Source organism: Salinicola corii (assembly GCF_008298015.1).
GTDB lineage: Bacteria > Pseudomonadota > Gammaproteobacteria > Pseudomonadales > Halomonadaceae > Salinicola > Salinicola corii.
Genome location: NZ_VTPX01000006.1, coordinates 1 through 13,466 on the forward strand (window position 1 = coordinate 1; position 13,466 = coordinate 13,466).

13 protein-coding genes and 1 rRNA gene are annotated in these 13,466 nt (G+C 61.6%); 7 read left to right on the forward strand and 7 right to left on the reverse strand.

What is annotated here, in order from left to right; translation table 11 throughout:
- The first annotated feature begins 1 nt into the window (after nt 1).
- From rrf to tusA, 3 genes are all read left to right on the forward strand, one after another.
- Nucleotides 2–116, forward strand: a 5S ribosomal RNA gene (gene rrf / locus F0A16_RS11640).
- A gap of 85 nt (nt 117–201) precedes the next feature.
- Nucleotides 202–1,278 (forward strand): 23S rRNA (cytidine(2498)-2'-O)-methyltransferase RlmM, encoded by a 1,077-nt coding sequence (rlmM, locus tag F0A16_RS11645; RefSeq protein WP_149435780.1) that lies wholly within the window; start codon nt 202–204, stop codon nt 1,276–1,278.
- 26 nt (nt 1,279–1,304) lie between these two features.
- The gene (gene tusA / locus F0A16_RS11650; RefSeq protein WP_149435781.1) at nt 1,305–1,547 is read left to right on the forward strand and encodes a sulfurtransferase TusA; all 243 of its coding nucleotides are present in this window, start codon (nt 1,305–1,307) and stop codon (nt 1,545–1,547) included.
- 46 nt (nt 1,548–1,593) lie between these two features.
- On the opposite strand, the gene F0A16_RS11655 is transcribed toward tusA, so the two are convergent.
- Nucleotides 1,594–2,289 (reverse strand): hypothetical protein, encoded by a 696-nt coding sequence (locus F0A16_RS11655; RefSeq protein ID WP_149435580.1) that lies wholly within the window; start codon nt 2,287–2,289, stop codon nt 1,594–1,596.
- Nucleotides 2,290–2,394: 105 nt separating this feature from the next.
- Nucleotides 2,395–3,819, reverse strand: a complete 1,425-nt coding sequence (locus F0A16_RS11660) for an MATE family efflux transporter (protein WP_239023805.1) — start codon at nt 3,817–3,819, stop codon at nt 2,395–2,397.
- A gap of 111 nt (nt 3,820–3,930) precedes the next feature.
- Here F0A16_RS11660 and F0A16_RS11665 point away from each other — a divergent pair, with 111 nt between their 5' ends.
- Nucleotides 3,931–4,521, forward strand: a complete 591-nt coding sequence (locus tag F0A16_RS11665) for an elongation factor P hydroxylase (RefSeq protein WP_149435582.1) — start codon at nt 3,931–3,933, stop codon at nt 4,519–4,521.
- On the opposite strand, the gene F0A16_RS11670 is transcribed toward F0A16_RS11665, so the two are convergent.
- Nucleotides 4,478–4,960 (reverse strand): hypothetical protein, encoded by a 483-nt coding sequence (locus tag F0A16_RS11670; RefSeq protein WP_149435583.1) that lies wholly within the window; start codon nt 4,958–4,960, stop codon nt 4,478–4,480. The two genes, F0A16_RS11665 and F0A16_RS11670, sit on opposite strands and share 44 nt — an antisense overlap.
- Nucleotides 4,957–5,832 (reverse strand): TatD family hydrolase, encoded by an 876-nt coding sequence (locus tag F0A16_RS11675; protein WP_149435584.1) that lies wholly within the window; start codon nt 5,830–5,832, stop codon nt 4,957–4,959. The genes F0A16_RS11670 and F0A16_RS11675 overlap by 4 nt, the downstream gene beginning before the upstream one ends.
- Nucleotides 5,833–6,035: 203 nt before the next feature.
- Between F0A16_RS11675 and F0A16_RS11680 the strand changes: the two genes are divergently transcribed.
- Nucleotides 6,036–7,967 carry an ATP-binding cassette domain-containing protein gene (locus tag F0A16_RS11680; RefSeq protein WP_149435585.1) on the forward strand — a complete coding sequence of 644 codons (1,932 nt, stop codon included), beginning with the start codon at nt 6,036–6,038 and terminating at the stop codon, nt 7,965–7,967.
- 65 nt (nt 7,968–8,032) lie between these two features.
- On the opposite strand, the gene F0A16_RS11685 is transcribed toward F0A16_RS11680, so the two are convergent.
- Entirely contained in the window at nt 8,033–8,488 is a 456-nt protein-coding gene (locus F0A16_RS11685; protein ID WP_071230430.1) for a universal stress protein, read from the reverse strand.
- Between the two features lie 355 nt (nt 8,489–8,843).
- On the opposite strand from F0A16_RS11685, the gene F0A16_RS11690 reads away from it, so the two are divergent.
- Nucleotides 8,844–9,236, forward strand: coding sequence for a hypothetical protein (locus F0A16_RS11690; RefSeq protein ID WP_149435586.1), 393 nt, complete (start codon nt 8,844–8,846; stop codon nt 9,234–9,236).
- A 60-nt stretch (nt 9,237–9,296) separates the two neighbouring features.
- Here F0A16_RS11690 and slyA read toward each other — a convergent pair whose 3' ends face one another.
- Both slyA and F0A16_RS11700 read right to left on the reverse strand, forming a co-directional pair.
- A complete protein-coding gene (gene slyA / locus F0A16_RS11695) occupies nt 9,297–9,749 on the reverse strand; it encodes a transcriptional regulator SlyA (RefSeq protein ID WP_149435587.1) in 453 nt (150 codons plus the stop codon).
- A 77-nt stretch (nt 9,750–9,826) separates the two neighbouring features.
- Nucleotides 9,827–10,963 (reverse strand): DUF5924 family protein, encoded by a 1,137-nt coding sequence (locus F0A16_RS11700; RefSeq protein ID WP_239023806.1) that lies wholly within the window; start codon nt 10,961–10,963, stop codon nt 9,827–9,829.
- A gap of 309 nt (nt 10,964–11,272) precedes the next feature.
- Here F0A16_RS11700 and fadB point away from each other — a divergent pair, with 309 nt between their 5' ends.
- On the forward strand, nt 11,273–13,450 hold the full coding sequence (fadB, locus tag F0A16_RS11705; RefSeq protein ID WP_149435588.1) for a fatty acid oxidation complex subunit alpha FadB: 2,178 nt from the start codon (nt 11,273–11,275) through the stop codon (nt 13,448–13,450).
- Nucleotides 13,451–13,466 lie beyond the last annotated feature (16 nt).

The window sequence follows — 13,466 nt, forward strand, 5'->3', positions numbered from 1 at the left end:
GCCTGACGACCATAGCGAGTGGGAACCACCTGATCCATGCCGAACTCAGCAGTGAAACCGCTTAGCGCCGATGGTAGTGTGGGGTCTCCCCATGTGAGAGTAGGTCATCGTCAGGCTTCTATCCCAACCCCCAGCTTCGTGAGAAGCTGGGGGTTTTTCTTTGCCGGACTGATGTCGAGTAAGTGTTAGCGTAGCGAGGTGATTGTGAATCGAGTTCCCAACGAGTGGCTGCTGTATTGCCGGGCCGGTTTCGAGCCGGATCTGGCGGCGGAAATCACCTCGCGTGCTATCGACTCGGGGCAATCCGGCCAGGTCGTCATGGCCGAGGCCAACAGTGGATTCGTGCGTTGGCAGAGCCAGAACGATCAACCCGTCAATGCGATTCACCGTGAACTGCCACTGGCATCATTGGTCTTCGCGCGTCAATCATTGGTCGCTTTCGAGCCATTGACGCTGTCACGTGAGGACCGAATCTCACCCATCGCGAATCTGGTCAAGGAGAGTGGCTGGAATTTCGAGTCGATTTGGCACGAGACCCCGGATACCAATGACGGCAAGAGTCTTGGGCGCTTGGCCAAGTCTCTGAGCCGGCCTCTGGAAAGTGCGCTGAAGCGCGGTGGCGGGCTGCGGCGCAAGGCTGGGGGACGGAGGCTACATCTGTTCTGGCTAGCCGGCGATTCGATACAGGTTGGCATGAGCTTTCCGGGCAATCGCAGCGATCATCCGGGCGGGATTCTGCGACTCCGCCATCCTGCCGATGCTCCGAGCCGTTCGACTCTCAAACTCGAGGAAGCCTGGCATACCTTCGTGCCGAAAGAGACCTGGGAAACGCGTCTCCACGAAGGCATGCAAGCCGTGGACCTGGGCGCAGCGCCGGGTGGCTGGACCTACCAACTGGTGCGTCGTGGAATGTTCGTCTATGCCATCGACAACGGGCCCATGGCGCCAGGATTGATGGCGACGGGGCAGGTCGAGCACTTGCGTGAAGACGGTTTTGTCTGGGAACCGCCGTACCGGCTCGACTGGCTGGTGTGCGATATCGTCGACAAGCCGATGCGAGTGATCGATATGGTCGAACGCTGGCTGATCAAACGCTGGTGCCGCGAGGCGATTTTCAACCTGAAACTGCCGATGAAAAAAAGGTGGGAGGAAGTTCGGCGTTGCCTGATACGGCTCGAGGGTTCGTTGAAGACTGCAGGCGTGAGCGCTAGCATCGCCTGTCGCCACCTGTATCATGACCGTGAAGAGGTCACCGTCCACGTGAGACTGGATGAATGAACGACGATAGCTTGCGCGAGGCAACCATGAACGACGCTCGGCTTCATCAAGGGGAGAGACTGGATACACGGGGACTCTACTGTCCGGAGCCGATCATGCTGATGCACAACAAGGTGCGAGACATGGCAACCGGTGACATCCTGGAAGTGCTCGCCACCGATCCGGCGACGACCCGCGACATCCCCAAGTTCTGCAATTTCCTGGGACATCGGCTCATCGAACAGAGCCAGGATGGGGAAGAATACCGCTATCGCATCCTGTTGGGATGAGATAGCGGCGAAGCGGGCCGGTTGGCCACTCTTTTCAGCTGACGGGTCAGTTCCCCGGCATGACCATCAGTGCCAGCGCCTCCAGAGTATCCGGATCTTCGTTCCGGATGCGGTTGGCGATATTGCGCTGGAAAAAATAGAGCGTGTGGTGGCGACTTCGACCGGGATAGAGGCAGTCGTCCCCCAGCAGAACGGGAAGTGGCGTCGCCCGTGTGTCATCGACCAGCATCGCATCGACGGCCCCATTGCTGTAGAGGTGCCAACCGAAGATCTGCTTGAGTTGCCAGGGCTTGCCATCCTCGTCCATGCACAGTGCGTGCGTGCCCTGGGTTTCCGGCAGTTGCTGGGTCAACGAGACGTCTTGGGTTTCTTCATAATCGAAATAGGCTGCCGCGTGCGCCAGCTCGGCAATCTTGTGCTCGGGAGCGTCGTGGAATATCTCGTGCGTCTCGGGATCGCGATAGCCCACGAAGTGGCCATATTCGGGATCGTCCAGCTCGTGGCAAGGTGCCAACGACTCCATCCAGGGCACCAGGCCGACGACTTCGTCGTCTTCGCGCAGTCCCCATGCCAGCAGTGGCATGCCGTACAGCGTGTCGGGATCGGAGGCGAGGTAGTAGAGCATTTCCAGGCCGTCGAGTTCGGGCGATAGCCGGACCAACCGCTTCCTGGCTCTCAGCCGATGCCTCATGGTTTCCAGATCAATGATCTGCGCGGATCGAGGGGAAAGTGGGACACCCATGGCTACCCTCCTGGTCGGCAATGTCTCGGCGTGAGGCCTGATGCCAGTATTAGCACAGCCAGGAAGGGCATGTTAAGCCCCGCGGTAGACTCAATGACGATAATTTCAGCTTTTCGCCAACCGACGGCTACCGACCTGCCATAAACGCCAGGCGAGTAGCCCCGCTGCCGTCGTCAAGCCCGCATTGAGCCCGATCCAGTAACCATAGATGCCCAGTGCGTCGAATAGGTTCTCCAGGCCGCGCCCCAGCAAGTGGCCGCATCCCAGGCCGACGAACCAGTAGGAAAACAGGGTGATGCCCATGACGACCCTGGTGTCCTTGTAGCCACGCAGGGCGCCGGCCAGGTTGACCTGGAGCGAGTCCGAAATCTGAAACAGCATGGCCAGCAGAATCAGTGACATGGCCAGGGTGCGCACATCGACGTTGCTGGTGTAGAGCGACACCACCGGAGCCGCCAGTAGCCAGATCAGCGTGCTGTTGAGTAGCGCCAAGGCAAAGCCGACGCCGATACCGTTCCAGGCCACGAAGCGTGCCTCGGCAGCATTGCCCGCCCCGAGTCGGTTGCTGACCCTGACGGTCAGGGCCATGCTCAACGACAGCGGCAGCATGAACAGTATCGACGTGACATTGAGGGCGATCTGGTGCGCAGCCACGGTGATCTCGCCGAGGTAGGCGACCAGAAGCGTGATCACGGTAAACAGCGTGACCTCGAAGAAGATGGCCAGACCAATCGGGAGGCCGATATACAGAAGCTCCGCGATATCCTGCCAGCGCGGCGGGGTCGGGGAGGCCCACAGGACTACCGGGGCATAGGCACGACTGCGAGTGGTGTACCAGATCATACCCAGGCACATGGCCCACATCGATACGGCGGTCGCGATACCACATCCGAATGCACCCAGCGCGGGTAGCTGCTGCAGAAAAAGGGGTATCCCGTCGCCGAATAGCCCGACCAGTCCCTGGCCGCCATAGATCAATAGAAAATTGCCGGGGATATTGACCGCGAGACCGAGGAGGCTGATCCACAGCGCAGGGCGCGTATGATGCATGCCGTCAGAGAAGGCGCGTAGCGCTTGATATATCGCCACGGCGGGAATGCCGAAAGCAGCGGCGTTCAAATAAGCGGTTGCCAGGCTGGCGACATCGGCGGGAATCTGCATCAGGTGGAAAATGACGCTGGCACCCAGCGTCATGGCCAGCGCGCTGATAATTCCCAGGATCAGTGCCACCCAAAGCGCTTGATGAACCTTGCCGCGGACCTGATCGTGACACCCGGCGCCCATTCGATGTGCCACGATAGGAGTGAGGCCCATCAAGGTTCCGGTCATCAGCAGCATCAGCGGCACCCACAGACTGGCACCGACGGAAACCGCCGCCAGATCGATGGCGCTGGCCCGGCCCGACATGATGACGTCCGACGCGCTCATGCCGGCCTGGGCCAATTGCGCGCCGCAGATCGGCAGGCTCAGACGCAAAAGACTGCCGGTTTCTTGGCGGCAGCGCTGGAAACGGCTGACGGTCGACGACACGGGTGCTCCTTGACCGAACGGACAGGCCGGTGATTCTAGCAGGAGTCGCGGGGCAGCGCTCGGCGGAAGGTGTGAACTTACGTATACTCCGGCGCAGTTCCGGAGGCCCTGATGACACACGACATCGAAGACCTGATTGCCCTGTTCGACGGCATCTTTGCCGACAGTCACCGCACGCGACTGGTGCGCGGGGAAGACGAACCCATCTATCTGCCGTCCGACGCGCATCACGATCATCATCGGATCGTATTCGCTCATGGCTTTTTCGCCAGCGCGCTGCATGAAATCAGCCACTGGTGCATCGCCGGCGAGGCACGTCGACAACTCGAAGATTACGGCTATTGGTATGAGCCCGACGGACGGGATGCTGAACGGCAGGTCCACTTCGAGTGTGTCGAGGCTGCGCCACAAGCGCTGGAGGCGCTATTCAGCGAAGCGTGTCGCAAGCCGTTCGAGGTCAGCATCGACAATCTCGACGGCGTCGAGGTGGATCGAGGCGCGTTCAGTGCGAAGGTGGCGGCGCGGGCGGCGCAATATCGGCGCGAAGGGGTCCCCATGCGGGCGCAGGCGCTCATCGATGCGCTCGCCGTCTACTCCGGAGGAGGTGGAATTCAGGCAGCCGTCGCCGCGGGGCGGCAACGGCTGGTGGCGCGTGGCGCTACTCGTCCCGTTGAAGGAGACGCTGATGGAGGTAGAGCATGACCTGGACCTCGTGCTCCGGGCGCAGGGGCTCCAGTCCCATCTCTCCGAACAGCTCGCTGCGGGCGCGTGACCAGTCGCCGGCATCGAGTTCCGGGTAGAGATTCGCCGCCGGGGCAAGCTCGACGAACGGATCGACACCGAAGTCGTCGAACATTAGCGACAGGGCGGCTTCATCGTCCTGAACGCCCGCCGTGTAGAGCGTCTCGCTGAAATGGTCGTTCTCCAGCTCCCTGAGCACGTCCAACGGACTGATGCCGAGATGTCGCAGTTCGTCGAGATCGTAGCCACCGAGGGACAACAGCTCGTCGTCCAGCCATTCATCGTCCGGTTGAATCAGGGTGTGCTTGATCTGACCGTCGGGTAGTGCCCAGGCAATGGCCAGTGGCAGCGAATTGTCGTCTCCGGTCTCGACGGCGATGAATCCTGGATAGTCGGTCATTTGCCAGCGTCCTCGTTCAGCCGAAAGAAGCGCTTGGCCGTCAGCGTGGTTTGATGCGCCAACTCGGCTTCGCTCTCGCCGCGCCAGTGAGCCAGTTCTCTCACTATCCAAGGTAGCAGAGCCGGCTCGTGGCGGCGCCCTTTTATCTTCGCCGGCAGATTGCGCGGCAGCAGGTAGGGGCAGTCGGTTTCCACCATCAAACGCTCGGCGGGGATGTCGGCGACGAACTCGCGGAGATGATGACCACGGCGTTCGTCGCTGAGCCAGCCGGTCTGGCCAATGTGAAGGTCCAGGTCGAGATAGCCGTGGAGTGTCTCCCGATCTCCGGTGAAGCAGTGTACGACGGCGTCGCTGAGGCGATCCCGCCATTCGCCCAGGATCTCCCGCATGCGCCGCCCGGCATCTCGCTCGTGAAGGAACAGCGGCAAGCCAGACTCCGCCGCCAGCGCGAGTTGCGCTTCCAGGGCGCGCTCCTGGTCCGCGGGGGAGGAAAAGTTGCGGTGGAAATCGAGACCGCACTCTCCCACGGCGACGACCGATTTTTGTCGATGAAGTTCGCGCATTGCCTGCTCCAGCTCCGGGCACCACTCGGAGGCATGATGAGGATGCAGACCGGCCGTCGCATGAAGGCTGGGAAATTGAGTCGCCAGTCGAGCCGCCCTGGTGGCGCCTTCGAGATCCGCGCCAGTCACCACCAGCGTCGTGACATTGGCGTCGGCCGCCCGAGCCAGGGTCGCCTCGAGATCCCGCTCGAAGCTGTCGTGGGTCAGATTGGCGCCGATATCGACTAACGGTGACGGCGAAGTGATTCGTAGCGCTTCCGGCAGGGGGGATTCTTGGCCGGAAGCCTGATGCTGCGGCGTGTCGCTCACGCGGCACTCCTTTCAGTCGAGGGAAAGATTGTCGGCATGCATTGTAAAGGGCCCAAGGCCAAGGGCGAAGTGTAGGCCAATCCATTTCGGCGAGTGTGGACGAGCAAGGTACAATGCGGCTCGAAAATACGTTCGGCCAGACAAAATAGCCACCAAGCTACCAACTTCAGTCATTTCGAAGACTCACGATCGCGAGGTCCTACGTGGCTCTGCTACGCCTTGAACAACTGCAACTGGCCTACGGCCACCATACGCTTCTCGATGGCGCGGATCTGGAGATCGAGAAAGGAGAACGTCTGGCGCTGGTGGGACGAAACGGCACCGGCAAGTCGACCCTCCTGAAACTGATCTCGGGCGACAACCAGGCTGACGATGGCCATATCTGGCGTGCGCCGGGACTCAAGATCGGTGTTCTCGAGCAGACCCTGCCGGATGCCGACCAGGCGACGATCTTCGAAGTTGTCGCCCAGGGGTTGCCCGAGACCGGAGAGCTGCTAGCCGAATACCACCGCCTGGTGGCGATGACCGAACCGGACATGCGACGTCTGGAGACGCTGCAGACACGGCTGGAGGCGCAGGATGGCTGGTCCTTTCACCAGCGTATCGATACCGTGCTGACGCGTCTTGGCCTGCCTGCCGAGGCCATGATGAGCGGTTTGTCGGGGGGCTGGCGTCGACGGGTGGCGTTGGCGCGGGCGATGGTTTCGGGTCCTGACCTGCTGCTGCTCGACGAGCCGACCAACCATCTCGATATCGATACCATTACCTGGCTGGAGGAACAGCTGCTGGCATTCGAGGGAGCGGTGCTGTTCATCACCCACGACCGCGCTTTCCTGTCGAAGCTGGCGACCACCATCCTGGAGCTCGATCGCGGGCGGCTGGGACGTTATCCCGGTGACTACGCCACCTACCAAGCGCAGAAGGCGCACGAGCTGGAAGTCGAGGCCCGCGAGCGCGCCGAGTTCGACAAGAAACTGGCACAGGAAGAGACCTGGATTCGCCAAGGCATCAAGGCACGCCGCACCCGCAACGAGGGCCGTGTGCGAGCGCTCGAGAAGATGCGCAACGAGCGTTCCCAGCGTCGTGAGCGCCAAGGCAAGGCGTCGTTCCAGGTGGATAGCGGCGAACGTAGCGGCAAGCGGGTCGTCGAGCTGCAGAATGTCACGCAGTACTACGCCGATGCCTGCATTATCCGCGATCTCTCTCTGGAGATTCAGCGCGGCGATCGTATCGGGCTGATCGGGCGCAACGGCGCCGGCAAGACGACGCTGCTCAAGATCCTGCTGGGCGAACTCGAGCCGAGCGAGGGTAGCGTGAGAATGGGAACCAACCTTTCGGTTGCCTACTTCGACCAGTTGCGCGCCGGGCTCGAGCCGAACAAGAGCGTCTACGACAACGTCGCCCAGGGCAGCGACAAGGTGACGGTGGCGGGCAAGGACAAGCACGTCATCAGCTACCTGCAGGATTTCCTGTTCACGCCCGAGCGCGCAAGACAGCCGGTCAAGGCGCTGTCCGGCGGAGAGTCCAACCGGCTGCTGCTGGCCAAGCTCTTCACCCAGCCGGCCAACGTGCTGGTGCTCGACGAACCGACCAACGACCTGGATGTGGAGACGCTGGAACTGCTGGAGGAGTTGCTACTCGATTTCGAGGGTACGCTATTGCTCGTCTCCCATGACCGCGCCTTCATGGACAACGTGGTCACCGACGTACTGGCCTTCGAAGGCGACGGCGTTGTGCGCAGCTACGTGGGCGGGTATAGCGACTGGGTGCGGCAGGGCGGTCGTCTCCCGCCGGCGCCCTGGGAGCTGGCCGAAGCCCGCAAGGCCCAGCAGAAACTGGCCGAGCGGCAGACGGCCCCGAACAGTCAGTCGGCGGAGAAGGCAGACGGCGACAAGCGCCGCCAGAAGCTCTCCTACAAGCTGCAGCGCGAGCTGGATACACTGCCGGCCACGATCGAGACGCTGGAGACGCGGATCGCCGACTTCGAGGCCAGGATGGGGGCGCCGGATTTCTACCAGCAGGATAGCGAGACCGTGAGTACTGCCATCGAAGCGTTGTCGGACACCCAGGCGGAGCTGGATCGGGCCATGGAGCGGTGGATGGAGCTGGAGGCGATGGCTGAAGGAAGCGGCTGACGGCCTCGCAGCGCATCTACTCTCACTGCCCGCCGTGGGCGGGCAGTGAGTAAGGGGCGCCAGCATCACTCTTCGGTTTCACCGTCCTTGCCGACGCGGACTGCCAGTACGTCGCACTCGGCGCCATGCAGCACGCCAGTCGATGTCGAGCCCAGCAGCAGGGCGAAGCCGTGGCGGCCGTGGGACCCCACGACGATCAGGTCCACGTCGTGTTCCTTGGCGAAGCGCTGGATCTCCGTGTCCGGCATCCCGACCACGATATGCTGATCTTCCCGTGGGATGTCGTAAGGGTCCGAGATATCGGCCAGGCGCTGCGTCGCATGTTCGTCGAGCTGGTCCTGAATGCTCGTCAAGTCCATGGGGATGTCGCCACCATAGGCGAACCCCAAAGGCTCCAGCGTGTGGATGATCGAGAGCTTGGCCTGGTTGCGGCGCGCGATGGGAATCGCTCGCTCCAGGACCTTGTGCGAATCCTTGGTCAGGTCCACGGCAACCAGCACGTGATGGTATTCGTTGCTCATCGGGTAATCCCCCGTCCGGCGAATGAACATGGATAACTGTAAGCGCGGCCCATGAACGGCACAATGCTATTTTCGGCAACGGCCTGCGGTCAGGCGCCGCAGCCGATCATCAGGCATGTGTTCACGCGACGCAACGCGATGTCATCGCCAAAGTGCGATGTATCGTTTCATACTTTAGTTTAAAGCGGTCACCGAAAAGCCGAATGACGGGAATATAGGAGAGTTTATGGCGGTACTGGGTTTTTTGTTGATCGCGATATTACTGATGCTTTCGCCAATGGTATGGCTGAGGCCCAGTCGGGGCGAGACGCTGCGTGGGCAATTACGACGATATGTCAAAGCCAATGGCGGAGAATTGAACTTTACCAAGGCTCCGCTGGCACTACCGAACGTCGCCCTGACGGGGTATCGACTGCGCTACCCGGGTACGGCGTCGGGTAGTGACTTTACGGTGATACGCAATGACGTCGCCAGTGACGCGCTGGAGGCGGCAACGGGTCAGTGGCGGTGGCGTCAGGCACCGCTACCGCCATTGAGCGCCGAACGATTGCGGTCCCTCGAGCAGTGGCTGGATGCCCTGCCGAAGGATGCGCTGATCGTCGAATCCGGTAAGCACACGATGTGTGTCTGGTGGCAGGAGGCGATGAGCCTCGAGAATTTTCAGCAGAATTGGGCAAACTGGTTGGCCATGCGAGACATACTGGCCGGGAGTGGGAAGAGGGCCGGGGAGGGCATCGGACCGCTTTGAAGGGCACGTCCCCCGTCCCTGGTGTGCGGCGGCGCGAGGGTCAGCGTGGTGCCATCAGCATCAACTGGCTTTGGCCTGCTCGGACTGACGTTGCAACTCCAGGCCATTTTTCTCGATGCGGTCCAGCATGCTTTCGAAGGTGTCGATCTCATCCGAGGTGAAGCCACCCAGCATCTCGTCTCGTACCTCGTTGACGATCTTCTCGATCTCTTCCAGCAGCGGTGTTGCGTCGTTGGTCAGATGCAGCCTTTTGGTGCGTCGGTCCTCGGCGCATGGGCGGCGCTCGATCAGGTTCTGCTCCGCGAGCTGGTCCAAGGTCCGTACCAGCGAGGGGGCTTCCACGCCGATGGCTCGTGCCAGATCGCACTGGGCCTGGCCTCCACCCATGTTGCGCAGATTCCAGAGTGTCACCCAGCGTGTCTGAGTCAAGCCCAGCGGTGCCAGGCGTTCATCGATGACGGCGCGCCAGAGTCGCGGCAAACGTGCCAATTTAAAGCCGATATGCTGTGCCATAGCGGATTACCTGAATCGTGAACGTCCTAACATTCTCCAAAGCACCGCAGGATAATGCAAGCCACAATGATTGGCGATTAGTCGCCCTGCGTACCGTTATTGCCTAATACATGGCGGATATTCCACCCGGGGATACCTGGCGGGCGCTGAATCCTGCCATCGGCGATCGTTGCTTCGCCATTCGCAGCCACTGTGAATCGTACGCTGCCGATACGCTGTCCCGTCTGCGTGATGACGTCCACCTGCCAGCGTCCTTCCGGTTCGCTGGAGAAATTCTGCTTGTGAGTCCAGGCTCGGTAGCCCTGATCACGTCCGCCATGAATGACCAGCGCAATGCGCTCCACGACGTTACCGTCGTGACGCCAGACATGATAGATCTTCTCGCGCAGCCCACGAGGAGCCCGAATCGCCGTATAAACGTAAAGTCCTCGCGACTGAAGCGCCTGAGGCGTCAGTGCCATGCTTCCGCTGGGCTGTCGGGCCGCTGTATCGAAGCCGGGAGAGAGCGCGCTGCCGGATAGCCACAACGTTGCCGGTGGTATCCAGGTGCGCCCGGTCCAGGCGATGCCTCCCAGAATGATCAGCAACCCCGCCATGGCAAGCCAGCGAGTGATGCCGCCGGATCCGAGGAGCCCAAGGACACTGGGCAAGCTGAAGAACATCATTGCCAGGATCGACAGTATCAGGCTCTCGCCGGTGGTCAGACTTAGCATGATCGGGAGCGTGACCAGCATCACCACGAATACGCACAATGAGTGGAGCAGGAAGTAGAGCCATCGGTGCCGATTGGAGAGTCCAAAGTACAGCGGATCCAGGATGGCGAGAATCGAACAAGCGATCAGTAGCCCGGTGAACACCGCCTGACCGCTGGTCCAGATGGTCGTGGCGAGGAAAAACGGCAGGCAGAAAAAAAGTGTCTCCTGATGCACCATTTGCGCGATGAAGGTCGCCGCCGCGCGAGGCAGCGCGGCGTTGCGTCCTCGCCGCGACAGCCATTTGCTGGTAATGCTCTCGATGATCAACAGAGCCCAGGTCAGCACCAGGCCCAACGCCAGCACGCCGCCCAGCCACTGTTGTCGATTGACCAGGAAAAAGCCGAGCAGCCCCAGCACGAACGCAATGGGAGGCCAGGCCCAGTGATAACGGCGTAAACGAGTGACAAGCGGTTCCAGCCGAGCCAGTATCGGGGGCGTCACGGTCTCTTTCACGGCCACGGTCCAGGCTCCTTCTGAATCGACTCACGGGGAGGCACGGTCGGTGATCCGGATGAGAAGCACCGACCGGTCGACGGGCGGGACATTCTAGCGGTTGGGGATCCATTTTGCGCGGACGCGGCGAACGTAGACCTCTAGTCGCCGAAAGACCTGCGCTATCGTCAAAGGGCGAAGACGCGGTGCGAGACTTTGGTTGATCTTGACGAGCCCCGGCATGCGGCTCAAGCTCTCGATATTCAAACAGTCGTATGATTCGTCCCGTCGATGCCAATGCGGGACGCTTTTGTAGCCATGGCACGGAGACCACCCATGCTCTATCAAGGCGATGCCATCCGGGTCGAGCGTCAGGACGGCGATGTTGCGCTACTGACACTGGATCTCAAGGACGAGGCGATCAACAAGCTGTCGTCCTCGGTCATCGGTCAGTTGCTCGAAGCCGTCGAGGCGCTGGAAAACGAAGCGGGCCTCAAGGGCCTGATCGTCGCCAGTGCCAAGGACGTTTTTGTCGTCGGCGCCGACATCACCGAATTTCACGCCATGTTCGCCAGGGACGAGTCGTTCCTGGTCGACATGAATACTCGGATACACTCGCTGTTCAACCGCATCGAGGATCTGCCGTTCCCGACCGTTACCGCGCTCAACGGCCTGGCACTGGGCGGTGGCTGCGAGCTCAGCCTGACCACCGACTTCCGCGTCATGGCGGAAACCGCGCAGATCGGGCTGCCCGAGACCAAGCTGGGCATCGTGCCGGGGTGGGGTGGCTGCGTCCGCCTACCACGGCTGATCGGTGCCGATAACGCCATCGAATGGATTGCCGGCGGGACGCAGAACGATGCCGCGACGGCCTTCAAGGTGGGTGCCGTCGACGCGGTGGTGCCGCAGGCGCAACTGATGGACGCCGCGCGAGACCTCATCGACAAGGCCAATGCCGGCGATTTCGACTATCGCGCCCGACGCGTCGAGAAGGATTCACCGCTGAAGCTCAATGCGGTCGAGCAGATGATGTCTTTCGAGACCGCCAAGGGATACGTGGCCGGCAAGGCGGGCCCGCACTATCCGGCGCCGATCGAGTCGATCCGCGTGATCCAGAAGGGCGCGGGAGAAGGCCGCGAGCGAGCGCAGGCGATCGAGGCCCAGGCGTTTGCGAAGCTCGCCAAGACTGACGTCTGCTACAATCTGGTCGGCCTGTTCATGAACGACCAGGCGGTCAAGAAGAAGGCCAAGCGGTACGAGAAAGCGGCGAAGGCGGTCGAGCAGACGGCCGTGCTCGGGGCGGGAATAATGGGCGGCGGCATCGCCTATCAAAGCGCCTACAAGGGCGTGCCGATCCTGATGAAGGACATCAAGCCGGAAGCGATCGAGCTCGGCTTGAACGAGGCGCGCAAGTTGCTCACCAAGCAGCTCGAACGTGGCAAGCTCAGCCAGACCAAGCTGGCGGAAGTGCTCGGCAACATTCGTCCGACGCTCTCCTACGGTGATTTCGGCAACGTCGATCTAGTGGTCGAGGCGGTGGTCGAGAATCCCAGGATCAAGTCCGCCGTATTGACCGAAGTCGAGGCCAACGTCGCAGAAGACACCATCCTGGCATCCAACACGTCGACGATCTCCATCGATCGCCTAGCAGCCGACCTCAAGCGGCCGGAGAACTTCTGCGGCATGCACTTCTTCAATCCGGTGCACCGGATGCCGCTGGTCGAAGTCATTCGTGGCGCCAAGACCTCTGACGCCGCGGTCGCCGCCACGGTGGCGTATGCGCGCCAGATGGGCAAGACGCCGATCGTGGTCAACGACTGCCCCGGCTTCCTGGTCAACCGCGTGCTGTTCCCTTATTTCGGCGGCTTCAGTGCGCTGGTCGAGCATGGGGTCGACTTCGAGCGTGCCGACAAGATCATGGAGCTCTTCGGCTGGCCGATGGGGCCTGCCTATCTGCTCGATGTCGTCGGGATCGACACTGCCGTGCACGCCAGTGAGGTGATGGCCGAAGGCTTTCCCGACCGCATGGCCCACGACGGCAAGTCCGCGATCCAGGTCATGATGGACAACCAGCGCCTGGGCCAGAAGAACGGCAAGGGGTTTTACGTCTACGAGGAAGACAAGAAGGGCAAGCCGAAGAAGGTTCACGACGACGAGGCGCATCGGCTGGTCGCCGAGGTCGTCAAGGAGAACCGTGAACTCTCCGACGACGAGATCATCGCGCGGATGATGGTGCCGCTGTGCATGGAAACCGTGCGCTGCCTCGAGGACGGTATCGTGGGTTCACCCGCCGAGGCCGACATGGCGCTGATCTACGGTATCGGCTTCCCGCCGTTCCGTGGCGGTGCGTTGCGCTACATCGACGCGATGGGCGTGGCCGAGTTCGTCGCCCTGGCCGATCGGCTCGCCGGCGAACTGGGCGCGCTCTATGCGCCGACTCCGCGTCTCAAGGAGATGGCGGACAACGGCGAGCACTTCTATGCCGCCCCCGAGCCGGCGTCTAGCGCCAGCTGAATCCACCACCCGTTCA